Below are 25,613 nucleotides of genomic sequence, written 5' to 3'. Positions count from 1 at the left end.
GCGCTGTAGCATCCGGTTCGAACGGGGGTGTCGGGGACTTGCGGACAATCGGTCGATTTCTGCTGCTGGCGGTGGTGCTATGCCTCGGCCCGTCGCCGGCGCGCGCCGTGACGCTCGATTCCAGCGTCGCCGTAACCGATCCCGAGACATTGCAGGCGCTTGAGCGTGGCGGCCTCTCGATCAGCCGCCTGCTCGGCCCGGCGCTGGGTCTCACGCGCGAGGTCGACAATCGGGGCCTGTTTTCGGTGCGCGCGCTGACCCCTGTCCGCAACGCCGTAAAGCAGGAGATCGCCGACGAGCCTGCCAATAGCCCCGATCCTTACGTCGCGGCCATGGCCAAGTCGAAGGACACCAGCCAGAAATTCAACCCGAAATACATCGACGATGACGGCTCGACGCTCGACCTGACCGGCGTCGTCAACCGCATGGACCGCGGCTATCTCGGCCACACCGAATGCGGCGAGATCAGGCTGATCTACCGCTTCCATTATTCGGTGGCGGAGAAGCCCACGAAGGGAAAGACAGCGCAACGCATCTCGTCGCGGCTGCCGCTGACCATGAGCCTGGTCTTCAACGCCAGGCCCGGTGAGGCTCACGCCCGCGCTTCGAGAGACCGTCCAAGCGCCACCGCCGTTTCCTGTGCCGAAATCGCCAAGCGCTGGCTCGCCGCCGGCCAGAAGAACCTTGCGCCCGAGCAACTGGCAGCCTGGCTGCGCTCCGACGAAGGGCCGCTCTCCAACGCCATGCTGAATTCGTCGCAGATCATGCGACTTGAGCTGAACATGCAGGTTCTCCGGCTGTCGGCCTCGAGCCGCCGCGACTTCGGTGGCCACGCCGAATATCTCCTCAAGATTTTCAAATGGGACCCAACGACGTCCACCTTCCAGGAATCGAAGATGGAGAACCAGATCGACCGGAAAGTGGTTCTGGCCGACCGGCCGGCCTTCGCCAAATGGCTGCTGACCGACCGCAACCTCTACGACCTCGATCGCGGCCGGCTGGTCATCGACGACAAGTTCCTGGCGACCAGCGCCGTCTCGGTCGCACCCGGCGGCATGGCCAGGTCGCAAAACAATATCGCCTATGGGCTGCTCGACGATGCCGACATCGAAAAGGCACTGCAGGACTATGTCGCCAAGGGCAACGAGCTGCGCAGCGTGAAATCGGTGGCCGGCTTCAATCTGCGTCTCAACGAAATGACCTGCACCGGCTGCCACCAGACGCACGGCATTGCCGGCTTCCATTACACCGGCGCCGATCCGGCCAGCGAGCCGCGCCGCAACGCCGTCTTCGTCCCCGGCTCGGCGGTGTTCTTCGCCGACCTGCCGCGCCGCCGCGCCATCGTCGAGGACTTCGCCGCCGGCGGCCATCCGGATTTCTCACGCGGCTTCGCCGCCCGTCCGGACGCCAAACTCGCCGAAGCGCTGAAAGGCACCGATCTGTACAATGGCTGGGGGTCGATCTGCTACAGTGGCGAGGATACGAGCTTCAAGGACTGGAACTGCGGGGAAAGCCTGCGCTGCGCCGGCGTCCACGAAAGCGACATCCATCCGGGCTTCGGCACCTGCGTCAGCGAGGCGGCCACCGCAGTCGGCGACCCCGTCGAGTTCGGCGAGATCAAGATGTCGAGCTGGGGCAGCGACAAATATTGCCGCCTGTCGCCGGCCACCGCAAAAGCCTGCGCCATCGATCCGGCGCGCGACAAGAAACCGGTAATCAAGCTCGCCGGCTATGGCGCGGCGCGCCAACGCTACGACAACCCCGAGCAGAAGACCGGTGGCTTTCCCGGGGGCATGCTGCGCAAGGCAAGCTGCGACAAGCTTCCCGACGAGGCGACTTGCGGCCGCCTCGCCAAGACCGGTTTCAACGACTGCATCGCGTCGGGCAAGGACCACAAATTCTGCACCAAGGAATTCACCAAGACCGCCGGCCTGCGCGCCTGCGACAAGGCGCATCCCTGCCGCGAGGACTATATCTGCACCGCCGGCTACGACGATCTGGCCGCAGCCAAGCCTGGCAAGGGCTCCTGCATTCCGCCCTATTTCATCTTCCAGTTCCGCGTCGACGGCCATCCGAGCAGCTGGGCGCAGGACACGGAGGAATAAACCGTAGTCTCAACCGGTTCAGATCTTCTGCTTGGTGCCGGCGCTCCTGCCATCCGAGCTTTTGGAGCGTTCCTCGAAACGCGCGGCGCCCTTTTTCAGCGCATGGCCGGTTTCGACCTCGGTCTTGCGTTCGTCCTTTGTCGCTGCCTGCCTCAAACCCTCGGCCGCCTGCTTGCCCTTCGCGGTCGGTGCCTGTTCGACGCCCATGTTTTCCTCCTTGGCGCGCAACAATCACGCGCAACGTCAGGAGCAACGAGCCTGACGTGCGGAGGTTCCAGTGGTGCGGCCCCGGCACCCCTCAGCGCGGCGCGATCATCGCCTTGCGAAAGGCTTCCAGCGTCTCGGCGCTGACATGATGCTCGATGCCCTCGGCATCGATGCGCGCCGTCTCGGCGCTGACACCGAGCGAACGCAAAAACGCTTCTACCGTCTGGTGGCGGATGCGGCTCTCTTCCGCCACCTTGCGCCCGGCGTCGGTCAGGAACACACCGCGATAGGGTTTTCTGGAAACGAGCCCGTCGGCGCACAGCCTGGTCAGCATCTTGGCCACCGTCGGCTGGGCGACACCCAGCCGCGCAGCAATATCGACCTGACGCGCCTCATTGCCGTCCTCGATCAGGTCGGCGATCAGCTCGACATAATCCTCGACCAGCGCGCCGCGGCGCGCTTCGCGCTGCTGCCGGAACCCTTTCGAATGAATCTCGGCGTCCGGCAGCGGCTCCTCGCGTCCAACCGGTCTGTGCTTCAGCGCCAACACGCGCTCCTTCCTATCTTTTGACAAGAATCGGCTTTGGGCAAAGCAATCGCCCTTTGCCATTCATAGCACGGGCTTAACTGTTCCAGCCGTTTATTTCCATTCCATGGCAGGCGCAACCGGCGTTTGCGATCCCCTGCCGGCCTGCCGGTCGGCGCAACAGGAAGCACATACAATGAAATATAGCCTATTGCATAATGTTGAGCCCTGGCATAGATAGGATGACGTCAACCGATCCACCCAGTGGAAAACCCTCCATGTCCGAAGCTGACGCTACCTTGGGATCATCCTGGCGATTTGACAGGCCGGAGGACAATCCTCCCAGCCTGCGCGAGGTGAACTCCACGATCGCGGTGCCACAGTCCGGCGTCTGGTTCCGTCGCCTGTTCGCCTTCATGGGACCGGGCTACATGGTCTCGGTCGGCTATATGGATCCGGGCAACTGGGCCACCGACCTCGCCGGCGGCGCCCAGTTCGGCTACACGCTATTGTTCATCATCATGCTGTCCAACCTGATGGCGATCCTGCTGCAGGCGCTTGCCGCCCGGCTTGGCATCGCCACCGGCCGCGACCTCGCCCAGGCCTGCCGCGCCTATTATCCGCGTCCCGTCAGTTTCGTGCTGTGGATCGCCTGCGAACTCGCCATCATCGCCTGCGACCTCGCCGAGGTGATCGGCACGGCGATCGCGCTGCAGCTTCTGTTCGGCATTCCGCTGATCGGCGGCGCGTTGCTGACGGCGCTCGACGCCTTCATCGTGCTGCTCTTGATGAACAAGGGTTTCCGCTATCTCGAAGCCTTCGTCATCGCGCTTTTGATCATCATCTTCGGCTGTTTCGCCATCCAGATCTTTGCCGCTGCCCCTCCGGTCGGCTCGATCCTGCATTCGATGTTCGTGCCCTCGACGGAGATCGTCACCAATCCGGCGATGCTCTACATCGCCATCGGCATCATCGGCGCCACGGTGATGCCGCACAATCTCTACCTGCACTCCTCGATCGTACAGACACGCGCCTATGAACGGACCGAAAAAGGCAAGCGCGACGCCATTAAATGGGCGACGACGGACTCGACCATCGCGCTCGTCCTGGCGCTGTTCGTCAACGCCTCGATCCTGATCGTCTCGGCGGTGGCCTTCCATGGCACCGGCCATCAGGATGTCGCCGAGATCGGCCAAGCCTTCGAGCTCTTGTCGCCACTGCTCGGCCTCGGCATCGCCTCCATCCTGTTTGCGGTGGCGCTGCTGGCCTCCGGCCTCAACTCGACGGTTACGGCAACGCTTGCCGGCCAGATCGTCATGGAAGGCTTTTTGCGCCTGCGCATTCCGCAATGGGCGCGCCGGCTGCTGACGCGCGGCATCGCCATCGTCCCGGTGGTGGTCGTCACCGCGCTCTATGGCGAAAAGGGCACCGGCCAGTTGCTGGTCTTCAGCCAGGTGGTACTGTCGATGCAGCTGCCCTTCGCAGTCATCCCGCTGGTGCAGTTCGTCTCCGACAAGAAGAAGATGGGCAACCTTGCCATTCCCCGCGGCGTGGCGGTCCTCGCCTGGGTCGTCGCGGCGGTCATCCTGGTGCTCAACTTCAAGCTGCTCTACGACACCGTCTTCGGCGTCGGCTGAGTTTCATTCCCGACCGCGACAAACCGGCCGCTTGCGCTATCTTGATCGCCATCATGACAAGTGTCGAAGACGCCAGGAAATTTTACGCGCAACTGATGGCGGCCAATGCCGGCTCGGCCGACCCGCGCCTCGAAGAGGCGTTTGCCACCGTGCCGCGCGAGGCCTTTCTCGGTCCCGGACCCTGGGCGGTCGTCGCCGGCAGGGCGCTCACCACCGGCAACGGCAAGATCATGACGCCGAGCGCCGATCCTGTTCACATCTATCAGGACGTGCTGGTGGCGCTCGATGCCGACAAGGGCATCAACAATGGCGAACCCTCCCTGCACGCCATGTGGATAGGCAGGATCGCTCCCAGACCGGACGAGGCCGTCACCCATATCGGCGCCGGCACCGGCTACTACACCGCCTTGCTGGCCCGGCTGGTTGCGCCCGGCCCGGTGACCGCCTTCGAAATGGAGGCCGATCTTGCTGCCAGAGCGACAAAGAATCTCGAGACCTACGGCAATGTAAGCGTCGTCCACGGCGATGCCGTCACCGGCGATCTGGCGCCGTCCGACATCATCTATGTCAATGCCGGTGTCGTCGCACCGCCGGCTCCTTGGCTTCGGGCGCTGAAAGCGGGCGGCCGCATGATCTTTCCCTGGCGTCCGTCCCAGGGCGTCGGCCTGGCCGTGATGGTAACCCGCAACGACAAGGGCTTTGCCTGCGACCCCTTCATGCGCTCGTGGTTCATCCCCTGCGTCGGCGCCTCGGCGGCCGGTTCGGCGGCCAAAATCCCCGACCTCCAGAAGGCGGCGCGCAGCCGTTCGATCTGGCTGACGTCAGACAGGGCGCCGGACCGGACCGCCACCGCCATCATCGGCGACGTCTGGTTTTCGTCGCAGGCGCTTGGCGGCGGGCGACGGCGGTAGGTACCCTTGTCGGCCGGCAGCGTTTTTTTGCCAACGCCTGTCGGGCGGCCGCCGGCCTGTCCGTCCTTAGATCGAAATCCGGCCCTGACGGCGCGGATCCTGGAAAAGGAAAATCCAATGCGAAAGATCATCGCTTCCACCTTCGTCAGCCTCGACGGCGTCATGCAGGCGCCAGGCGGCCCGGAAGAAGACCCGGTTCGCGGCTTCGAATTCGGCGGCTGGACGTTCCACTACTTCGACGAGGTGGCGGGGGTGGCCATGGAGGAATTGTTCTCCAAACCCTTCGCCCTGCTGCTCGGCCGCAGAACCTACGACATCTTCGCCGCTTACTGGCCGTATCAGAAAGATGCCATCGGAGATGCCTTCAACCCTGCGACTAAATATGTGGCGACGCATCGGCCGGATTCGCTCACCTGGGAAAATACGCAATGGCTTGGAGAAGATATCGTCGCGGCGTTGCGCCGCCTCAAGAAGGAAGATGGGCCTGACCTGCTCATCCAGGGTTCGAGCGAGCTGATCCAGACTTTGCTCGCCAACGGGCTGATCGACGAGATCCGGTTGATGATCTTCCCGCTCCTGCTGGGCAAGGGCAAGCGGCTGTTCGATGGTGGTGCGATGCCCGCCGCTTTCAAGCTGGTCAAGTCGCAGGCCACTACCACAGGCGTCATCATGGCGACCTACGAACGCGGGGGTGAGGTCAAGGTCGGGTCGTTCGCTACGCAGAAGCCGTCAGAGGCCGAGCTCGAGCGGCGTAAGAACTGGAAGTGACAGGGACAGGCTTGGCACCTTTCCTCTCCCTCCGGAGGGGGGAGAGGTGGCGCTGCGAAGCAGCGACGGAGTGGGGGAACCACCAAGGCGCAAGAATCTTCCCGCACCGAGTTAAAGGGCGACCCCCACCCCGGGGCGGGGGGGGGGGGGCCCCCCCCCCCCCCCCGGGGGGGGGGGGTGCGGACGATCGTGCCAAGCCACCCCGTTTCGCTGACGCCGCCACACGGCGTCCGCTCACCGACCCTCCCCACAAGGGGGAGGGTAAAGAAGCCCGCATCGGCTTCGACGAAGTCTGCGCCACGCTTGACGTGCCGCTAGGCCCCGAGATCGGCCAGTGCTGCGGCGGGCGCGTCGAAGTCTTGATCCGTGTCGTCGATGCCGCGCTTACTGCCGAGCTGATCGCGGCCGCAGAAGCCGAGGAAGCCCACCTGCCGCATGTCTATATCTTCGGCGGCGGCCATGTCGGCCGGGCGCTGGCCTCGACTGTTGCACTTCTTCCCGTGCGTGGTGTCGTCATCGAGACGCGGGCCGAAGCGCTGGAAGGCATGCCGGAAACCGTCGAGACGCGGCTGACGCCGATGCCCGAGGCCGAGGTGCGAAACGCCCCCGCGGGCACCGCCTTCGCCATCCTCACCCACGACCATGCGCTGGATTTCCTCATCGTCGCCGAAGCGCTGAAGCGCGACGACGCGGCCTATGTCGGCATGATCGGCTCGAAAACCAAGAGAGCGACGTTCAGGAACTGGTTCCTGAAATCGGCTGAGGGCACGGAGGCTGAGTTCGCCCGCCTCGTCTCGCCGATCGGCGGCGATGCGGTCAAGGACAAGCGCCCACCGGTCATAGCTGCGCTGGCCGCGGCCGAGATCATGACGGCGCTGGTCGCGCACGGCGCAGCACCGGCGGTAAGCCAGCAGGCGCGGCAAGGCCAAGAGGTAGCCGGCTAATCTTTTTTATCCGACCGCTTCAGGCCAAGATGATCTCGCAAGGTGCTGCCTTCGTATTCCCGACGGAACAGTCCGCGCCGCTGCAGTTCCGGCACCACCAGCGTGGCAAAGGCATCGAGCTCGCCGGGGAAGTATGACGGCATGACGTTGAAGCCGTCCGCGCCGCCGCCCTCGAACCGCGCCTGCAATTCGTCAGCGATCCGCGCCGGCGTGCCGACGATACGCCAATGGCCACGTGCGCCGGCGAAATGGCGCGCAAGCTGGCGGATCGACAGGCCGTCGCGGCGCGATTGTTGGATGACCAGCGCCTGGCGGCTTTTCATGCCCTCGGTCTCCGGCAGTTCGGGCATCGGTCCGTCGATCGGATAGCTCCCGAGATCGGAGATGCTGAGATAGCTGGACAGTAGCGCCACGCCGACATCGTCGGGGATCAGCGCCTGCAATTCCTCCTGTTTCTCCCGCGCTTCGGCCTCGGTGTCTGCCACCACCGGGGAGACGCCGGGCATGATCTTGATGTCGTCGGGTTCCCGCCCATAGCCCGCCATACGGCCCTTGAGGTCGTCGTAAAAGGCCTTGGCTTCCTCGAGGGTCTGCGCCGCCGTGAACACGACGTCGGCGGTGCGGGCGGCAAGGTCGCGGCCGACATCCGAGGCGCCGGCCTGCACCATCACCGGCGCGCCCTGCGGCGAGCGCGGCAGGTCGAGCGAGTCGCGCACCGAAAAGCTCTGGCCGTTGTGACCGTGAAAGCCGCTGCCTTGCCAAAGTCCTGATACCACTTCTGCGAATTCGCGCGCCCGCTCGTAGCGGTCGGCATGCGGTTTCAGGCCCGTCGCGCCGAAATTGGCGGCTTCGATGGGGCTGGCCGACGTCACCAGGTTCCAGCCAGCCCGGCCACCACTCAGATGATCGATCGAGAGAAAGGTGCGCGCCAGACCGTAGGGCTCGTTGTAGCTGGTCGAGGCCGTCGAAACGAGGCCGATGCGGCTGGTCTGGACGGCGAGCGCGGACAGCAGGCTGATCGGCTCGAAGCCGATCGAGCGTGAGGTCTGGCTGGCGATGCCGACATTGGCTTCGCGCAGGCCGGCGGCGTCCTCGCAGAACACCATGTCGAACTTCGCCGCTTCCGCCGTGCGCGCCAGCCGGATGTAATGATCGATGTCGATGCCTGCCGTGACATGCGCCTTGGGGTGACGCCAGGCGGCGATGTGGTGGCCCGTCGCCCACAGGAAGGCGCCAAGCTTCATCTGGCGGGTCATTGCGCTCCTCCGGCAAGTCTGAGATGCGAGCGCAAGGTGGTGCCGGGATAATCCGGGCGGACGAGGCCGCGGCGCTGCAATTCCGGCAGCACGCGGCCGATGAAACCGTCAATCGCCGCAGGCGGTATTGCGATGTTGAACCCGTCGCAGCTTTGCGAGCTGAACCATGTTTCGAGCGCGTTGGCAGCGACATCTGCGCCAACGTTCAGCAGCAGCTTGACCGCACCCGGATCGCGTCCGCAGGCCACAACGCGGCGCTTGAGATCGTCATGGCGCGCCTTGGGGTCCTTTGTGGGTCTGTCCAGCAGGACGACATCGGCAGTGCGGGCGGCGATATCCAGGTCGGCCTCGGACAGGCCGGACAGCACCAGCACCGGCGTATCCTGCGGCGAGCGCGCGACGTTCAGCGGCCCGCGCACGGAGAAAAATTCGCCCTTGTGGTCGAGCAGGTGCATTTTTTCGGGATCGTGGAAGCGGCCGCCGATCTTGTCGAACAGCAGCGCGTCGGCATCCCAGCCCTGCCACAGGCGCTGAACGATGCCGATGTATTCCTGCGTGCGGCGGCGGAACACATCGTCGGAAAATCCATCCGGCCGGCTGAAATTGGCGGCTTCCCGTGGCGCCTGCGCCATGGTCGCGTGCCAGCCGGCGCGGCCATGGCTGATGATGTCGAGCGAAGCAAAACGGCGCGCCAGATTGTACGGCTGGTGAGCCACCGTCGAGGCTGCAGCGACAAGGCCGATCCGACTTGTCACCGTCGCCAGCGCCGCCAGCAAGGTCGTCGCTTCGAAAGAACTCGACCCGGCGCTGTTCGGCGCGGAATCATCGAGGACAATCATGTCCAGCCCCGCCGCTTCCGCTTGCTTGGCAAAGCCGGCCAGGTCGCTAAACCCGAGCGGCTGCCCGGAAGTAATGTTGAGCGAAACGGCAAGATGCATTGTGGCTTGCTGGTCAGTCGGCATGGGACCATCGATCATAGGGCGGCGTATTCGAACCTAAGGTCACCTGCTTGTAAGACAACCCTGGCGACTGGGCCAACAGCCCCTCACTTGCCGGCCAGCAAATCCTTGATCAGCCGCTGGCAACGCTCGGCCATGAAGTCGAGCAACAGCCGCACCTTTGGATCCTGCAGCTTCTTGTGCGGATAGACGGCGGCGAACTGCACCGGCGTTGGCGGCGTGCTGGCCAGGATGACCTGCAGCCGCCGGTCGCGGATGAAGGGTTCGACCTCGAAGCGCGGCTTGTTGATGATGCCGCGGCCCGACAGCGCCCAGCCGGTCAGCACATCGCCATCGTCGGTGTCGTAGGGGCCGTGCACCTCGAATTTCTGCGGGCCGGACGGCGTCTGCAGCGTCCAGACATATTCGCGCGCCCCGGAATAGCGCAGCATCAGGCAGTCGTGCTTCTTGCCGATCAGCTCCTGTGGCTCCACCGGCTCGCCGCGCGCTTCGAGATATTTCGGTGCCGCCACCAGCACGCGTTCACATTCCATGATGCCGCGCATCCGCAGGCTGGAATCCTCGATGATGCCGAGCTTGAAGGCGACGTCGATGCCTTCCTTCATGATGTCGATATTGTGGTCGGAGAGCCTCAGCCGCACCTCGATATCGGGGTATTTGTCGTGGAAATCCGGAATGCCCGACGCCACCAGCCGCCGTCCGAGGCCGAGCGGTGCGGTCACCTTGATGGTGCCGCGCGGTTGGCCGGAAAGCGCCGAAACCGCGGCTTCCGCCTCGGTGATAGCCTCCAGCACCTGCTTGGCGCCGGAGTAGAACACCGTGCCATGCTCCGTCGGCATCAATTGCCGTGTAGTGCGGTTGAACAGCCGCACGCCGAGGTGTTTTTCCAGCTCCTTGATGCGGTTGGAGGCGACCGCCGGCGAAATGCGCATGTCGCGGCCTGCCGCCGAGAGATTACCAAGCTCGACGACGCGGACGAAGACGGCGATGTTGTCGAGATAGGCCATTCGTGGCTCTTTATGTGGCAGCGTACGTGGTCAGCCTAGTATTTTCCATTTTTTTTTGAAAGTCATCGTACACCTCGCCTCTTTTCGTTTGCGCCCGACACCGTAAAGTCAGCCGATCGGCAGGGACGATTTCACATGATGGATTTCGCGATTTTCTGGGACTGGCTGAGTTTCGCCGTGCGCTGGCTGCACGTCGTCACCGGCATCGCCTGGATCGGCTCGTCCTTCTATTTCGTCGCGCTCGACCTTGGGCTGCGCCAGCGCCCCGGCATGCCGGCCGGCGCATTCGGCGAGGAATGGCAGGTGCATGGCGGCGGCTTCTACCACGTCCAGAAATATCTGGTGGCGCCGGCCGAAATGCCGGAACACCTGACCTGGTTCAAGTGGGAATCCTACGCCACCTGGCTGTCCGGCTTCGCCATGCTGTGCGTGGTCTACTATGCCGGCGCCGATTTGTTCCTGATCGACCCCAATGTGCTGCCGATGTCGGTGCCGGTCGGCATCCTTTTGTCGATGGCCACCATCGGCGTCGGCTGGGTAGTCTACGATCTGCTCTGCCGCTCGCCGCTCGGCAAAAGTGACACCGGACTGATGCTGGTGCTCTATGGCGTGCTGGTGTTCATCGCCTGGGGTCTGACGCATCTGTTCACCGGCCGCGCCGCTTTCCTGCATCTCGGCGCCATCACCGCCACGATCATGTCGGCCAATGTCTTCATGGTGATCATTCCAAACCAGAAGATCGTCGTCGCCGACCTGATTGCCGGCCGCAAGCCCGACCCGAAATACGGCAAGATCGCCAAGCAGCGCTCGCTGCACAACAATTACCTGACGCTGCCCGTGCTGTTCCTGATGCTGTCGAACCACTATCCGCTGGCGTTTGCGACGGAGTTCAACTGGGTCATCGCCTCGCTGGTGTTCATCATCGGCGTCTTGATCCGGCACTATTTCAACACCGTGCATAAGCGTGCCGGCAACCCCCACTGGACCTGGATGGCGGCTGCGGTGCTATTCGTCATCATCATGTGGCTGTCGACAGCGCCGAAAATACTGACCGGCGAGCCCAAGGCATCCGCCGCGGCCGAAGTCTATATCGCCTCGTCGCATTTCCCGGCGGTGCGCGACACCGTGCTTGGCCGCTGCTCGATGTGCCATACGGCCGAGCCGGTCTATGAAGGCATCTACCATGCGCCGAAGGGCGTGATGCTCGACACCGACGCCGGCATTGCCGAGCATGCGCGTGAAATCTATTTGCAGGCCGGGCGCAGCCACGCCATGCCGCCCGCCAACGTCACCCAGATCAGCGACAAGGAACGGGCGCTGCTGGTCGCCTGGTTCGAAGGCGCAGGGAAATAAGCATGACTTCGACACTTCTGCGCGGCCGCACGCTGAGCTTTTTGCGCTTGCCCGAAGCCATCACCGACCATGCCGCCTGGCGCTATGAGGAGGATGGCGGCCTGCTGATCCGCGATGGCCGAATCGTTGCCGCCGGCGCCTACGCTGATGTGGAAAGGCAGGCTGGCGACGGTGCGAAAAAGATCGATCATCGGCCGCATCTGTTGCTGCCAGGCTTCATCGACGCGCACGCGCATTTTCCGCAGATGCAGGTCATCGCCTCCTATGGCGCCGAACTGCTCGACTGGCTGAACACCTACACCTTTCCCGAAGAGACCAAATTCGCAAATGCCCAGCACGGCCGCCGCATCGCGCGGCTGTTTTTGGATGAAATGGTGCGCCACGGCACAACGACGGTCGCCGCGTATTGCTCGGTGCACAAGGCCTCGGCCGAGGCGTTCTTTGCCGAATCGCACGCGCGCGGCATGCTCAACATTGCCGGCAAGGTGATGATGGACCGCAACGCGCCGGCAGGCGTGCTCGACACACCGCAATCGGGCTATGACGACACCAAGGCGCTGATTGCGGAATGGCACGGCAAGGGCCGCCAGCTTTATGCGATCACGCCGCGCTTCGCCATCACCTCTTCGCCCGAACAGCTGGAGATGTCGGGCGCGCTCTGCCGCGAGCATCCCGATCTGCATATGCAGACGCATCTGTCGGAAAACCACGCCGAAATCGCCTTCACGCAAAAACTCTATCCGCAGGCGCGCGACTACACCGATGTCTACGAGCAGTATGGCCTGCTGGGGCCAAAGAGCCTGTTCGGCCACTGCATCCATCTCTCGGAACGCGAGGCCGATGCGCTGTCGGACAGCGGCTCGGTGGCGGTGTTCTGCCCGACCTCGAACCTGTTCCTCGGCTCCGGCCTGTTCGATTACCAGCGCTTTCGGCGCCGCGACAAGCCGCTGCGCATCGCCGCGGCCAGCGATGTCGGCGGCGGCACCAACTATTCGATGCTGCGCACCATGGACGAGGGCTACAAGGTGATCGCGCTGACTGGCGAAAAGCTGAACCCGTTCCAGTCCTTCTGGCAATTAACGCGTGGCAATGCCGAGGCGCTGTCTGTGGCGGAGAAGGTCGGCACGCTGGATGAAGGCACCGACGCGGATATCACCGTGCTCGACGCCCGCGCCACACCGGCGATGCGGCTGAGGATGGAGACTGTGGAGACGCTGGCGGAGGAGCTGTTCCTGCTGCAGACGCTGGGCGACGACCGCGCGGTGCGCGAGGTCTATGTCGCGGGGCGGCCTGCCAAGAGTGATATAATCGCGGGTTAGGACCCATCATCCGCGCGGGACAAGATGATGATTGCGCCTGGTTGCCAAGTGGTTCCCCCACTCCGTCGCCGCTTCGCGGCGCCACCTATCCCCCTCCGAGGGTGAGGAAGGGAGCCTTTGCTTCGGAGGACGGGCGCCGGTTCGGACAGCTTGGCGCCCTTCCTCTACCCCGTCGATCGGGGGAGAGGTGTCGAGAGAAGCTCGAAGGAGTGGGGGGCGACCCTGGCGGGGCAAGACCACCACCGCGACGAGACCTTGACCGGGCGGAGCTTGTCGTACACACGATTTGTGACGATTTCGGAGAACAAAAATGGCCGCCACGGACGACATCGCTCTGATCCAGAAACAGGAAGAGACGCTGGTCTTCCCGGCCTTCGACGAGGCCGTCGCCTTCAAGGTCGGCGCGGCGATCCGCGAGCGGGCGCTGGCCGAAAAGCTGCCCATCATTGTCGATATCAGGCTGTGGGATCGGCCGCTGTTTTATGCCGCGATGCCCGGTTCAAACGCCTCCAACCCCGACTGGGCACGACGCAAGATCAATGTGGTCAAGCGCTACCTCAAAAGCACTTATCGTCTGGTGCTGGAACAGCAGCGACCGGACCGCACCTTCAAGGTCGGCGAGGGGCTGGATATTGCTGATTACGTACTAGCCGGCGGCGGGTTTCCGCTGACTGTAAAGGGCGTCGGCGTCATCGGCGTCATCGCCGTCTCCGGCCTGCCGGAACGCCAGGATCATGGCGTCGTCGTCGATGCACTGTGCGATCATCTCGGCCTCGATCGGACACAATTGGCGCTGCCGCCGGAAGATAAATCGTGACGCTAGCGCTGCCCCTCATCCGCCTGCCGGCACCTTCTCCCCGTATAGTGACGGGGAGAAGAGAAGCACCCCAACGCCGGCGAACCCCTCTCCCCGTCTCTATACGGGGAGAGGGTAAGGGTGAGGGGCGGCGCCGGCTTTTCGGAAGCTCGCAAACCGCGGATGGCGGCCAATTATGACCGTGCTCGACCCAAAATCCTTTCTCATCTCGATCTTCAATGCCGCTGTTGCCGCTGCCGATCCGGAACGAACGATCAGGGATCACCTTCCGGCCAAGCCGAAGGGCCGCACCATCGTCATCGGCGCCGGCAAGGGCTCGGCGCAGATGGCCGCCGCGTTCGAGAAGGTGTGGGATGGCCCAATCGAAGGGCTGGTCGTCACCCGCTACGGCTATGGCGCCAAATGCGAGCGCATCGAAATCATCGAGGCGGCACATCCGGTGCCGGACGCTGCCGGTCTTGAGGCGTCGCGGCGCCTGCTCGAAAAGGTGCAAGGGCTGACTGCGGACGACCTGGTAGTGGCGCTGATATCGGGCGGAGGATCGGCGCTGCTGCCGTCGCCTGCCGCCGGCCTGACGCTCGCCGACGAAATCGCCGTCAACGAGGCGCTGCTTGCCTCCGGCGCGCCGATCGCGGCGATGAACACAATCCGCAAGCATCTCTCGACCATCAAGGGCGGCCGGCTGGCAGCTGCCGCCTGGCCGGCCAAACTGGTATCACTGGTTGTCTCTGACATTCCCGGCGACAACCCGGCGCTGGTGGCCTCCGGCCCGACCGTGCCCGACTCCGGCAACCGGGCCGATGCGCTGGCCTCGATAGCGGCCTACGGCATGAAACTGCCCGACGCCGTCATGGCGCACATCAACTCGCCAGAGGCCGATGGGCCAGATCTGGATGACCAGCGCTTTTCACGCAATGAAGTGCACCTGATCGCCTCGGCTGGCGTGTCGCTGGAAGCGGCAGCCGCTGAGGCAAAACGGCAGGGCATCGAAGCCGTCATCCTCTCCGATTCCATCGAGGGCGAGGCGCGCGAGGTCGGTGGCGTGCATGCAGCCATTGCGCGGGAAGTGGCGACGCGCAACCGGCCGTTCAAAAAGCGGGTGCTGATCCTGTCCGGCGGCGAGACGACCGTGACCTTGCGGGCCCCTGTTGACGGAAAAAGGGGCAAGGGCGGCCGCAACTCCGAATTCCTGCTCGCCTTTGCCATCGGCATCAGCGGCGCGGAAGGTATTCATGCACTGGCCGCCGATACCGACGGCATCGATGGCTCGGAAGACAATGCCGGCGCCTTTGCCGATGGCTCGACCGTCTCGCGCATGCGTGCCGCCGGCGTCGACGCCAAGGCGATGCTGGCCGGCAACAATGCCTGGACGGCGTTCAACGCGACCGGCGATCTGTTCGTGCCGGGGCCGACGGGTACGAATGTGAACGATCTGAGGGCAATCCTGATCAGTTAATCCGGCCGTGGCGGCCGAAGTTTCCAACGTTGGATTCACGACCGTAGGTGATTGGCTGAAGCCACTCAGCTTCGTCATCCCTGGGCGAAGCAGGAGCGAAGCTCCTTGTTCCGCCCGCGGATGACGATGTCGCTGAGGCTTTCGCTCATCTCACGACCCCATCAGCCGCTTCACCTCTTTCATATCCTTTAGGAACCGCTCGCGCTCAGCCTCCTTGTCCGTCGGCTCGTGAATGCGCAGGATAAAGGACGGATGGATGGTGATGAACACGCGCAAACCGTCCTCGCGCTCGATCACCTGGCCGCGCATTTTCGTCACGGCAATGGCCTTGCCCAGCAGCGACAACGCCGCCGTTGCCCCAAGCGCCACGGCGAGGTCCGGCTTGATCAGCTCAAGCTCCCGGCCGATCCACCAGCGGCAGGCCTGGACTTCGCCGGTATTTGGCTTCGAGTGGATGCGGCGCTTGCCGCGCGGCTCGAACTTGAAGTGCTTGACGGCGTTGGTGACGTAGACTTTTTGCCGGTCGACGCCTGCGTCATCGAGAATTGCATCGAACACTTTGCCCGCTGGCCCGACAAAAGGTTTGCCGGCGAGATCTTCCTGATCGCCAGGTTGTTCGCCGACGAAGACCACTTTGGCGTCATCCGGCCCCTCGCCGAACACGGTCTGTGTCGCGTCGCGCCAGAGCGGGCAGCGACGACAACCCTTTGCAGCCTCGCGCAAATCGGAAATCGTCTTGGCATCGTCTTCATCCGGCGCCTCGGCCGGCTCGGGCTTCGGCCAATGTCTTGCCTGCAGCTTGGCGTGGTGCGGCGCCGGCGTTGTCGGCAGTCTGGCAATCATATCCCTGGCGGCCTCGTCCGCTCCTGCGATCAGATCTGGAATGAGCGAAGCCTCGGGAAGGTTCCGCCAATATTTCTTCGGCATCTCCTTCTGCATCGCCTTCACCTTGAGCCGCGCCGGGTTGGAGATGTTTTCGAAATAGGTCAGCCACAACGCCTCGGTGTCGTCCTGATCGGGTGCATCGCCCTTGGCCGCACCCGGCCCGATCGCCAGCCTTTCGCCGTTCCAGTCGGCGGAGGCATAGGGCGTCAGGATGGTCCAGCGCATGCCGGTGAACCGCCGGACGAAGAAATCCGCGTTGCGCTCGACAATGAAATGCTCCGGCTCGAACCAGGCGACGTAGCGCTCGTTCTCGCCGTCGCCGATCTTCCGGAAGCGTACGAAGGCATGCATCTTATGGCTGTCGCGCCGCACCGCCTTTTCCATGGCTTCGAGCCGCCTGGTGCCGGGATCGGATGCGATCGCCAGCAGTTTCGGCTCGGTGCGCAGGCGCCAAAGCATCCAGTAGAGAAAGGCAAACCGGCCGGGGTCGGAGTGGCAGAAGGCGGTTTCGGCATGGGCGATGAACTCGCGCGGGACGGTAAGCTGCGCGCCCTCTGGCACCGCCGGCAAGGCATCTCGAGGATCATTGGCGTCGGACCCGACACCCCAACTAATATCCTCAGGCCGGACCTCATTCAGCGCCAGACGCCGTGCCGCATCGCGCCAACCGGCGAAATCGGTCTGGCTCGCTAGCCGGACAGTGTATCGGGCAAGGTCGAGCTGGGCCGGCTGCATGGTCAAAACAGCGACAGTTGTTCGCAGGACTTTACGATCGTGTCGCGCAGGCCTGTCTTGTCGGTGAGTCCGCCCGGCGACCAGCCTTCGGCGATGATGAAGGGCCTCAGCTTGGCGATCGAATGGCAGATCTGTCCGACATCTTCCAGCCGCATGCGTCGGTGGCGGCGGGTTTCAAGGATCTTCGCCACCACCTTGGTGCCCAGACCCGGAACCCGCAGCAGCGCTTCCCGATCGGCGCGGTTGATGTCGACGGGAAACCTCGCCCGATTGCGCAAAGCCCAGGCGAGCTTGGGGTCAATGGCGAGATCGAGCATGCCGTCGCTGCTGCCGGCGAGGATTTCCGGCTGCGAAAAGCCGTAGAAGCGCATCAGCCAGTCGGCCTGATAGAGCCGGTGCTCGCGCATCAGCGGCGGTATCAGCAGGGGCAGCGACGATGACGAATCCGGGATCGGGCTGAAGGCGGAGTAATAGACGCGCCGCAGATGGTAGCTGCCATAGAGCCGCGCACTGGAGTGCAAGATACCGTCGTCGGATGTCTTGTCGGCGCCGACGATCATCTGCGTCGACTGACCTCCGGGCGCAAAGCGTTCGCGCTTCTTGGTCCGCAACGTCGGCTCGGCCTTTTCCTCCATCTTCCGGCGCAGGTTCGCCATGGAAAGGCGGATCGTTTCCGGCTTCTTCTCCGGCGCCAGTTTCTTCACGCCTTCGTCGGTCGGCAGCTCGACATTAATCGACAGCCGGTCGGCATAAAGTCCGGCCTGCTCGACCAGTTCGGCCGAGCTTTCCGGAATGGTCTTCAGATGAATATAGCCGGAGAATTTTTCGTCCAGCCGCAGCCGCCGCGCCACCTCCACCATCTCGGCCATGGTCTCGTCCGGGGAGCGGATGACTCCTGAGGACAGGAAGAGGCCCTCGATGTAATTGCGCCGGTAGAAATCCATGGTCAGCTTCACCACCTCGTCGATGCTGAAGCGGGCGCGCCGCACATTGGAGGACGAGCGGTTGATGCAGTAGCTGCAGTCATAGATACAGAAATTAGTCAGCAGGATTTTCAAAAGCGAAATGCAGCGGCCGTCCGGCGCGTAGGAATGGCAGATGCCCATGCCTTCGGTGGAGCCGATACCGCCGGATTGGCGCGAATCCTTCTTCGCCGACCCAGACGAGGCGCAAGAAGCATCGTATTTGGCGGCGTCAGACAGGATTGCCAGCTTTTCACGGACGGTGGGTGCGCTCATCCGTTCATGATATGTTCTTGAAGGCTGCAGCGCCACCTCATTTGATGCAGGCGGCGAAAAAGTAATCGCCGCCTGATCGTCGGGCTAGCAGGACGACTGCCGAGTTCCAGGCGGTCTCTCAGACCTCGTGGAGGTAGAGGTGGTAATCTAGCTCGCTGACGGTGCGGGCGACGCGCAGATACTCCGACTGCTTGATCGCCACGAAGGTGCGATGCAGATCCTCGCCAAGCGCCTCTTTCAGGAAGCTCGATGCCCGCGCCGCCTCGATCGCAGCGCGCCAGTCGACCGGCATGGTCGTGCGCGTGATGGCGGCTTCATAGCCATTCCCAGTGGTTTCGGGGCCGGGGTCGAGGCCTTCATCCAGACCCTTGATGATGCCGGCCAGCACCGTTGCCGCGATCAGGTAGGGATTGGCGTCGACACCCGACGGCCGGTGCTCGATGCGCCGGTTCTTGGCGTCGCCCGCCGGGATGCGCAGCGCCACCGAACGGTTGTTGACGCCCCAGGTCGGCGCCACCGGCGCATAGGACTGCGAGACGAAGCGCCGCCAGGAATTGGCGTGCGGCGCAAACACCAGCATCGATTCGGCCATGGTCTGGATCAGCCCGCCGAGCCCCTGCAGCAGCGGCAGCGACCAGGTTTCGCCGCCAGCCTCGGCAAAAACGTTGCGGCCGTTCTTGTCCTGCAACGAAACATGGAAATGCATGCCGGAGCCGGCGTATTTTTCGATCGGCTTGGCCATGAAGCAGGCGGTGACACCATGGCGGCGCGCCTGCGCCCGCACCAGCCGCTTCAACATGACGAGGTCGTCGGCCGCCCGCATGACATCCTTGCGATAGTTCAGCGTCAGCTCGTACTGGCCGGGCGCGTATTCGGAAATCACCGTTTCGGCCGGAATGCCTTGCGCCTTGGCCGCGGCATAGATGTCGGAAAACAGCGGCTCCATGCCGTGCAGATGGTCGACGGAATAGACTTCCGTCTTGGCCGAGCGGCGGCCGTCGAGCACGGCGTCCGCCGGCTTTACCTTGCCATCGGCATCACGCTCATTGGCAAGCAGGAAAAATTCGAGTTCGAAGGCGCCGGCGGGATAGAGGCCCTTGGCCGCCAAGATGTCGACCTGCCTGGCCAGCGCCAGCCGTGGGTCCGACGACATAGGCTGTCCCTCGAGATGGTACATCGCCATCAGCAACTGGCCGCGCGGCGGGTTCGTGCCGTAAAGCGGCACCAGCGTGCCGGGGATCGGCCATGCCCTGAGATCGCCGTCTCCAGTCGTCCAGATCAGCCCGGTTTCGTGCACATCCTCGCCGGTGATGTCGAGGCCGAGGATCGAGATCGGCATGTGGCGGCCGCCCTCGAAGATGCTTTTCAGCTCATGCCGGCGCACGATCTTGCCGCGGCCGACCCCGTTGGCGTCGGTCAAGACGATATCGAAGGCTTCGATTTCGGGATGGGCGTCGAGAAAGGCTTGCGCCTCGGCGGGCGTCGAGCCCGAAGGTGAAGTCATGATTAGTGTACTCGAGTTTGGCTTGGCAGCTTGTCTCATGCCGTCAGCCTTGCCGCAACCGTGGCGAAGGCGGTGATCAGCCGGTTGACCTGGGCGCCGGTGGTGGCCGGTGAGATCAGCATCATGTTGTGAAAGGGCGCGATCAGCACGCCCTGGTTGACCAGCGCGACATGGATAGCCGCCTCAAGCTCCGGCGCATGGGCAGTCTCGGCTTCGGCGCCGTTCCTGAGCGGGCCAGGGGCGCAGATGAACTCGACGCGGGCGCCGACGCGGGCGACATGCCAGGGCAGATTGTAGCGATCGATCACGCCGGTCAGCCCGGCATCGAGCCGCAGGGCGAGGCGATCCATCCGGGCATAATTCTCCTGCCTCATCACCTCTTCGAGCGTTGCGCGCATGGCTGCGAACTGCAGCGGGTTCGCCGACAGCGTCGTGCCCATGCCGGAATAGCCCGGCTCCTTGGTTCGATTGTAGTCGGCATAGCGCGAGGCGACCTCGTCGCTCATGCCCCACACGCTTGCCGGCACGCCGCCGGCGATCGGCTTGCCCAGCACGAACAGGTCGGGCTGTAGTCCGAATTTCCTGGTGTAGCCGCCGGGTCCAGTCGAAATCGTGTGCGTCTCGTCTATCAGAAGCAGCGTTCCGGCCGCGCGCGTCAGTTTGCGCAAGGCGTCGTGAAAACCCGGATCGGGCAGCACCATGCAGGAATTGGTCAGCACCGGCTCAGCAATGACGCAGGCGACATCCTTGTCCTTGAGCGCTGCTTGCAGCGCGGCGACATCGTTGAATTCAATGACCTTCGCCGTCTTGGTCAGGTCGCGAAACTCACCCGCCAGCCCCGGCCGATTCACGGGCTTGCCGTCGACCATCCGGACCATCGTCTCGTCGACCGAGCCGTGATAGCAGCCGTTGAAGACCAGTATCTTTTCGCGGCCGGTGACGGCGCGGGCGACGCGCAGCGCGAAGCGGTTGGCGTCGGTGGCGGTGGTGGCGATCTGCCAGAACGGCAGACCGAAACGCTGTGTGAGCAGCGGCCCGATGGCCAGCGCATCTTCCGAAGGCAGCATATAGGTCAGGCCGCGCCCGGCCTGGCGGCGGATGGCGCGCGCCACCGGCGGCGGCGAATGGCCGAACATCGAGCCGGTGTCACCGAGGCAGAAATCGTCCAGCCTGTTGCCGTCGATATCCGTGATGGCGGCGCCCTTGGCGCTTTCGACCAGGATCGGGAATGGCGTCGGCCAGTCGTTCATCCAGTGCATCGGCACACCGCCGAAGAAGCCTGGCAGGCCGTTACCGACCTTGGCCTGCGATTTCGGCCGCGCCTTGCGGAAGGTGTTCGCCTCGCTTGTCCGCAATGCAGCGATGCGGTCACGGCTGATACCGCCAATGGACGCCTTTGAACTGTTCGTGCTGTGCATGAAATCCCTCTCGGCCGGCACACTACCCAATTGGCGACGGCAACCGCAATTGGCCGTGTTGGTGCGCTGCATTGGGTCAGCAGCAAGTTCGGCAGACTTGACCTTCCGGCGCAGTCGGGCGCCAATGCGATCGGGTCTGTGGTTTGGGGAGAAAAATGCGGACGATCATCTGCGCTTTTGCGCTACTCTTGTCGGCCGCTGCGGCTTCCGCATCGGGCGGCGTCTGGTGTTCCGTCGATGACAAAGCGGTGCAATTCGAGGTCGGCGCCGGGGTCACCAGAGGTATGGGCGGCCCGACCTTCAATTTTCGCGGCGATCTCGAGATACTTGGCCGGCCGGAAGGCGACAGTCTGCGCAAGACCGTCTTCGAGGATTCCGACCTCACCCAGTACTGGCTGGACGACAAGGAGTTGCGGCTGAACGTCTACCACGAGCATCAGCTCGGAGATAAATTCAACTCTGTCGAACTGACGATCCTGACCAAGACCAGTGACGAGGGCGTCTATGACGGCCGGTACACGCTTGCCGTCTACGACAACGCCGCCGACACGGAACAGGACGGCAAGCCGAAAGAATTGACCGGCAAGGTGTCGTGCGGAGCCGAATAGGTCACGCCGAGATATCGATGACGCCGCAGTCGCCGGCGGCACTGCCGAAGGCGACCCGGCGCTCTTCCTTATCCCACATCATCGCGGTGATGGCGCCCTTGCCCGGGCGGCGCAACAGCACCTCTTTGGCATCGGTAAAGCGCACCGCCATGACCATGCCGTCATCATAGCCGACGGCGACGACATCCTGGCTCGGATGGCAGGCAACCGATGTCACCATGGCGTTGCCGCGCGTGCCGAGCTCCAGCGGCGCCTTGCCCATCGGGCCGTCCTTGCCCGAAAACGGCCAGACGATCGCCGCCGGCGCGCCGGAACTCGCCAGCCATTTGCCCTTCACGCTCCACGACAGGCTTTTGACCTTGCCGGGATAGCCGGTCATGCGCATGTGCTTGCCGTCGGCGAGCTTCCAGCCATGCAGCGCGTTTTCCTGCATGGTGGTGACGAGGAAGGCGCCATCCCGCGAGAAGGTCACGCCGGTATGGGCGCCGGCCCATTCCAGCTCCACCGGTCTGCCCTCGGCGGCCGGGAAATGCAGCGTCGCGCCATTGTAGCGGGCGACGCCGAAGCGCATGCCCTTGGGGGAGAAGGCCAGCCCCTCGACCGAACGTGGATGGGCAAACTCTTTGGTCTTGCCGTCGGCAAAGCGCACGAACGCAGTCTTGCCTGTGGCATAGGCGATAGCGCCTTGCGGCCCGGCGGCGACGCTGGTGATCCACTTCTTGCCGGCGCTCGCCAATTCGCCAACGGTGCCACCTGCGGTGACAGCAAAAATCTTGCCGTCCTCGCCGCCGGTGATCAGGCGGTCGTTGGCGGCGTCATGGAACGTGGAGAGCAGGCCGTCATTGGCCTGAATTGTCTTGTGGCCGTTGTCGAGCCTATGAACTGTCCCATCGGCCAGCGCAAAATGCGGCACGTTGTCGAGGAAGACGGCGGCAAGGCAGTGACCTTCCAGGTCGAGGGGAGCAACTGTGGGCATCAGGACCACTCCAATGAAGCTGTCACCACTCCCGGGAAGCCACTGAGGCGGCCAGGCCTGGCGTCAACCTTCTCCCCTTGTGGGAGAAGGAAGAGCGGGCAGCGCTAGCGCCATAGAGTCCGGAAATCAAGCCGCCTGGCAGGCGTCAAAGCTCTTCTTCAGCCGTTCAGCGTCAAGCTCGCGGCCGATGAACACCAGCCGGCTCTCATGCTTTTCGCCGTCTTTCCAGGCGCGCTGGTGGTCGCCTTCGATGATCATGTGCACGCCCTGGATGACATAGCGCTCGTCGTCGCCCTTGAGCGCGATGATGCCTTTCAGCCGCAGGATGTTGGGACCTTCCATCTGGGTGATCTTCTCGATCCACGGGAAGAATTTCTTCGGGTCCATCTCGCCGCCGCGCAGCGACACCGACTGCACGGTCACGTCATGGATGTCGGAGGGATGCGCGTGATCGTGATGATGATGGTCGTGATCATGGTCGTGGTGATCGTGCCCGTCATGGTCATGATGGTCGTGATCATGATCGTGCGCCTCGAGGAAATGCGGGTCGTTTTCCAATGCGCGCGACAGGTCGAAGGCGCCGCGGTCGAGCACTTCGGACAGCGCCACGCCGGCGCGCGTGGTGCGGTGGATCCTGGCCGCCGGGTTGATGGCGCGGATGGTCGCTTCGACCTTGGCCAGCTCTTCGGGCGTCACCAGGTCGGTCTTGTTGAGCACGACAACATCGGCAAACGCGATCTGGTCCTCGGCCTCCCTGGAATCCTTGAGCCTGAGCGGCAGGTGCTTGGCGTCGACCAGGGCCACGACAGCGTCGAGTTTGGTCTTGGAGCGCACGTCGTCGTCCATGAAGAAGGTCTGCGCCACCGGCACAGGATCGGCGAGGCCGGTGGTCTCGACGACGATGGCGTCGAAGCGGCCGGGACGGCGCATCAGGCCTTCGACGACGCGGATCAGGTCGCCGCGCACCGTGCAGCAGACGCAGCCATTGTTCATTTCGTAGATTTCCTCGTCGGATTCCACGATCAAATCATTGTCGATGCCGATCTCGCCGAATTCATTGACGATGACGGCATAACGCTTGCCATGGTTTTCCGACAGGATGCGGTTGAGCAGCGTCGTCTTGCCGGCGCCGAGATAGCCGGTGAGAACGGTCACGGGGATTTGCGTCTGTGCTTCGCTCATATCTTGCCTCGAAATGGCTGGGCCACGGAATTGCGGGCCGCAAGAATGGATTGTTGGCCTGATATAGGATGTGTGCCGGCCTTTTGCACGAGGCAAACCGCCTGGGTGTTTGACCCAGGATTGACGAAGCGGATGGGTAGACCCGAGAGGCCGAGTGCGAGGGATGCCGACCATCAACGTGTCGCCGGAAACGCCTCTTCGTTGACCTGTGCTGAGCCGCGCCGCGTCAAACCGTTGCAATCGCCTTGGCGGAAACTCGTTTGTCATCTAACTGAAATAAACATCTGGCATCACCATTTGTAGCACCACAAATGCTTGCCGGCAAAGCTGTTTCGAAAGCCGGAATCTTTTGGATCGTCGATTGCCAACCGGCCGGCTGCGTCTATGCTGCATGCACCGGTACGGCCGAAGAGGGATCACCATGGCCAAGGCGGACAAGACTGCAACGATGAGCCGGCTGCATTCGGCGGCAAGGCTGGCAAGGACCGCGCTGGCGGCGCGGCTTCTGGCGCACGGCTTCTATGCCGGCCAGGACCAGATCATGCTGACGCTCGACCGCGAGGACGGCCAGACGCCCGGCAATCTCGCCGGCCGCCTCGGCGTTCGCCCGCCGACCATCACCAAGACCATCAACCGGCTGCAGGCCCAGGGCTTTTTGGAAAAGCGCGCCTCTTCCGCGGATGCACGCCAGGCGCATATCTTTCTCACCGACACCGGCCGCGAGATCATCCACGCCATCGAGAAGTCGGTGAAGAAGACCGAGAAGCAGGCGTTGAAGGGCCTCGACAAGAAAGAACAGAAGACGCTGTTCAAGCTGCTCGCCCGCATCGAGGCCAATTTGTCGAACGAGGAGCTGGTGCTTGTCGACGACGATGGCGACATCGACGATTGATCTTCCTGACCTAGGCGGCTACCGAAGGCCCGCGCACCAGGGTCGACCAGCGGCCGGGCGTCAGGCCGAATGCTTTCTTGAAATGCCTGTTGAAATGGCTCTGGTCGCTGAAGCCGGCGCCAACGGCAATCTCGGCCAGCGGCTCGCCCACCTCGATCATCCGTCTTGCCTTTTGCAGCCGGCGCATCAGCAGGAACCGATGCGGGCTGGTGGAATAGGTCGCGCGAAAATGGCGTGACAGCGCATAGCGGTCGAGCCCGGTGACGGCTTCCAGCTCATCGGAACGAACGGACCGCTCGGCATTCTCCTCGAGATAGCCGCGCGCCAGCGCTGCCGCACGCGAGGCCGACTTCCCCATCGGCTTTGCTTTCTGTCCCGCATGACGCCCCAGATGCTGCGCCAGCTCCGCAACGAAATCGGCGACGAACAGCTCGTCCAGTTCCTCATCGAGCGGCGCCAAGGCCGAAAGCAGCGTGCCGCGCAAGGCAGGATCGCTGACCACAGCATCCCTGACGAAAGGCAGCGGCGCGCCGCCGAGGCAGTCGAGCAGCAGAGACGGTTCCAGATAGAGGATCCGGTAGCGCAGACCATCCTCGGTCCCGGCGCCGCCATCGTGCACTTCGTCGGGATGCAGCACGATAACCTGGCCGGGCAGGCTGTGGTTGACAGTGCCCCTGTAGTGGAAGCGCTGCACACCGGAAAGCGTCACGCCGACGGCAAGCGTATCATGACGGTGCAGGTCGAAGGCGTTGCCATGGAAATGCGCCTCGATGCGCTCGATGCCAGCGGTAACAGGCGCCGACACGATCCGGTCTTCATCCGCGCACGAACGTTCAAGACCCAGCGTCGCCTCACCTTCTAGATCGTGCGTCATCACCTATCCCTGCCCTTCATGGGCGTGCTCCGGAGT

At 63.7% G+C, this 25,613-nt stretch carries 23 protein-coding genes; 11 read left to right on the top strand and 12 right to left on the bottom strand.

Annotated elements, in window-relative coordinates:
- Positions 1-38 precede the first annotated feature (38 nt).
- Positions 39-2,105, top strand: coding sequence for a hypothetical protein (locus tag NKJ78_RS05140; protein ID WP_352459466.1), 2,067 nt, complete (start codon positions 39-41; stop codon positions 2,103-2,105).
- Positions 2,106-2,123: 18 nt separating this feature from the next.
- Here NKJ78_RS05140 and NKJ78_RS05135 read toward each other — a convergent pair whose 3' ends face one another.
- Positions 2,124-2,312, bottom strand: coding sequence for a hypothetical protein (locus NKJ78_RS05135; protein ID WP_352459465.1), 189 nt, complete (start codon positions 2,310-2,312; stop codon positions 2,124-2,126).
- A gap of 91 nt (positions 2,313-2,403) precedes the next feature.
- On the bottom strand, positions 2,404-2,859 hold the full coding sequence (gene mntR, locus NKJ78_RS05130) for a manganese-binding transcriptional regulator MntR (RefSeq protein ID WP_023672433.1): 456 nt from the start codon (positions 2,857-2,859) through the stop codon (positions 2,404-2,406).
- A gap of 257 nt (positions 2,860-3,116) precedes the next feature.
- Between mntR and NKJ78_RS05125 the strand changes: the two genes are divergently transcribed.
- The 4 genes from NKJ78_RS05125 to xdhC all read left to right on the top strand — a co-directional run bounded on the left by NKJ78_RS05125 (position 3,117) and on the right by xdhC (position 7,098).
- Positions 3,117-4,475 carry an Nramp family divalent metal transporter gene (locus NKJ78_RS05125; RefSeq protein ID WP_023672432.1) on the top strand — a complete coding sequence of 453 codons (1,359 nt, stop codon included), beginning with the start codon at positions 3,117-3,119 and terminating at the stop codon, positions 4,473-4,475.
- A 53-nt stretch (positions 4,476-4,528) separates the two neighbouring features.
- Positions 4,529-5,386 carry a protein-L-isoaspartate O-methyltransferase family protein gene (locus tag NKJ78_RS05120; RefSeq protein ID WP_023815021.1) on the top strand — a complete coding sequence of 286 codons (858 nt, stop codon included), beginning with the start codon at positions 4,529-4,531 and terminating at the stop codon, positions 5,384-5,386.
- Between the two features lie 117 nt (positions 5,387-5,503).
- Complete coding sequence (locus NKJ78_RS05115; RefSeq protein WP_352562401.1) at positions 5,504-6,154, top strand: dihydrofolate reductase family protein; 651 nt, start codon at positions 5,504-5,506, stop codon at positions 6,152-6,154.
- Positions 6,155-6,462: 308 nt separating this feature from the next.
- Positions 6,463-7,098, top strand: a complete 636-nt coding sequence (gene xdhC / locus NKJ78_RS05110) for a xanthine dehydrogenase accessory protein XdhC (protein WP_352460336.1) — start codon at positions 6,463-6,465, stop codon at positions 7,096-7,098.
- On the opposite strand, the gene NKJ78_RS05105 is transcribed toward xdhC, so the two are convergent.
- From NKJ78_RS05105 to NKJ78_RS05095, 3 genes are all read right to left on the bottom strand, one after another.
- Positions 7,095-8,354: an LLM class flavin-dependent oxidoreductase gene (locus tag NKJ78_RS05105; RefSeq protein ID WP_023823874.1), complete on the bottom strand. Its 1,260-nt coding sequence runs from the start codon at positions 8,352-8,354 to the stop codon at positions 7,095-7,097. The two genes, xdhC and NKJ78_RS05105, sit on opposite strands and share 4 nt — an antisense overlap.
- Entirely contained in the window at positions 8,351-9,292 is a 942-nt protein-coding gene (locus tag NKJ78_RS05100; protein ID WP_023739645.1) for an LLM class flavin-dependent oxidoreductase, read from the bottom strand. Before NKJ78_RS05100 ends, NKJ78_RS05105 begins: the two co-directional genes overlap by 4 nt.
- A gap of 107 nt (positions 9,293-9,399) precedes the next feature.
- Positions 9,400-10,320, bottom strand: a complete 921-nt coding sequence (locus NKJ78_RS05095; protein WP_023671373.1) for a LysR family transcriptional regulator — start codon at positions 10,318-10,320, stop codon at positions 9,400-9,402.
- Between the two features lie 135 nt (positions 10,321-10,455).
- Between NKJ78_RS05095 and NKJ78_RS05090 the strand changes: the two genes are divergently transcribed.
- The 4 genes from NKJ78_RS05090 (at position 10,456) to NKJ78_RS05075 (ending at position 15,265) form a co-directional block, all read left to right on the top strand.
- On the top strand, positions 10,456-11,673 hold the full coding sequence (locus NKJ78_RS05090; RefSeq protein WP_023695954.1) for a urate hydroxylase PuuD: 1,218 nt from the start codon (positions 10,456-10,458) through the stop codon (positions 11,671-11,673).
- 2 nt (positions 11,674-11,675) lie between these two features.
- Positions 11,676-12,992, top strand: a complete 1,317-nt coding sequence (gene guaD / locus NKJ78_RS05085; RefSeq protein WP_352460337.1) for a guanine deaminase — start codon at positions 11,676-11,678, stop codon at positions 12,990-12,992.
- 310 nt (positions 12,993-13,302) lie between these two features.
- On the top strand, positions 13,303-13,809 hold the full coding sequence (locus tag NKJ78_RS05080; protein ID WP_352562386.1) for a heme-degrading domain-containing protein: 507 nt from the start codon (positions 13,303-13,305) through the stop codon (positions 13,807-13,809).
- 175 nt (positions 13,810-13,984) lie between these two features.
- Positions 13,985-15,265 (top strand): glycerate kinase type-2 family protein, encoded by a 1,281-nt coding sequence (locus tag NKJ78_RS05075; protein ID WP_352562385.1) that lies wholly within the window; start codon positions 13,985-13,987, stop codon positions 15,263-15,265.
- A 150-nt stretch (positions 15,266-15,415) separates the two neighbouring features.
- Here the strand turns inward: NKJ78_RS05075 and NKJ78_RS05070 are convergent, their stop codons facing one another.
- From NKJ78_RS05070 to NKJ78_RS05055, 4 genes are all read right to left on the bottom strand, one after another.
- Positions 15,416-16,885 (bottom strand): UdgX family uracil-DNA binding protein, encoded by a 1,470-nt coding sequence (locus tag NKJ78_RS05070; RefSeq protein ID WP_352460340.1) that lies wholly within the window; start codon positions 16,883-16,885, stop codon positions 15,416-15,418.
- Between the two features lie 2 nt (positions 16,886-16,887).
- Positions 16,888-18,123 carry a putative DNA modification/repair radical SAM protein gene (locus NKJ78_RS05065; protein ID WP_352460341.1) on the bottom strand — a complete coding sequence of 412 codons (1,236 nt, stop codon included), beginning with the start codon at positions 18,121-18,123 and terminating at the stop codon, positions 16,888-16,890.
- Positions 18,124-18,241: 118 nt separating this feature from the next.
- Complete coding sequence (locus tag NKJ78_RS05060) at positions 18,242-19,627, bottom strand: glutamine synthetase family protein (RefSeq protein ID WP_352460342.1); 1,386 nt, start codon at positions 19,625-19,627, stop codon at positions 18,242-18,244.
- Between the two features lie 35 nt (positions 19,628-19,662).
- A complete protein-coding gene (locus NKJ78_RS05055) occupies positions 19,663-21,045 on the bottom strand; it encodes an aspartate aminotransferase family protein (protein ID WP_352460343.1) in 1,383 nt (460 codons plus the stop codon).
- A 155-nt stretch (positions 21,046-21,200) separates the two neighbouring features.
- Here NKJ78_RS05055 and NKJ78_RS05050 point away from each other — a divergent pair, with 155 nt between their 5' ends.
- Entirely contained in the window at positions 21,201-21,653 is a 453-nt protein-coding gene (locus tag NKJ78_RS05050) for a hypothetical protein (protein WP_352460344.1), read from the top strand.
- Position 21,654: 1 nt separating this feature from the next.
- Here NKJ78_RS05050 and NKJ78_RS05045 read toward each other — a convergent pair whose 3' ends face one another.
- Entirely contained in the window at positions 21,655-22,629 is a 975-nt protein-coding gene (locus tag NKJ78_RS05045; RefSeq protein WP_352460345.1) for a WD40 repeat domain-containing protein, read from the bottom strand.
- A gap of 126 nt (positions 22,630-22,755) precedes the next feature.
- Positions 22,756-23,811: a CobW family GTP-binding protein gene (locus tag NKJ78_RS05040; RefSeq protein ID WP_352460346.1), complete on the bottom strand. Its 1,056-nt coding sequence runs from the start codon at positions 23,809-23,811 to the stop codon at positions 22,756-22,758.
- A gap of 421 nt (positions 23,812-24,232) precedes the next feature.
- Here NKJ78_RS05040 and NKJ78_RS05035 point away from each other — a divergent pair, with 421 nt between their 5' ends.
- Positions 24,233-24,703 carry a MarR family winged helix-turn-helix transcriptional regulator gene (locus tag NKJ78_RS05035; protein WP_023671361.1) on the top strand — a complete coding sequence of 157 codons (471 nt, stop codon included), beginning with the start codon at positions 24,233-24,235 and terminating at the stop codon, positions 24,701-24,703.
- A gap of 10 nt (positions 24,704-24,713) precedes the next feature.
- Here NKJ78_RS05035 and NKJ78_RS05030 read toward each other — a convergent pair whose 3' ends face one another.
- Positions 24,714-25,577: an AraC family transcriptional regulator gene (locus tag NKJ78_RS05030; protein WP_352562384.1), complete on the bottom strand. Its 864-nt coding sequence runs from the start codon at positions 25,575-25,577 to the stop codon at positions 24,714-24,716.
- Positions 25,578-25,613: the final 36 nt, after the last annotated feature.

This window comes from Mesorhizobium sp. M0037, from assembly GCF_040323635.1.
Lineage (GTDB): Bacteria > Pseudomonadota > Alphaproteobacteria > Rhizobiales > Rhizobiaceae > Mesorhizobium.
This window is presented reverse-complemented; position numbering and strand designations above follow the sequence as displayed.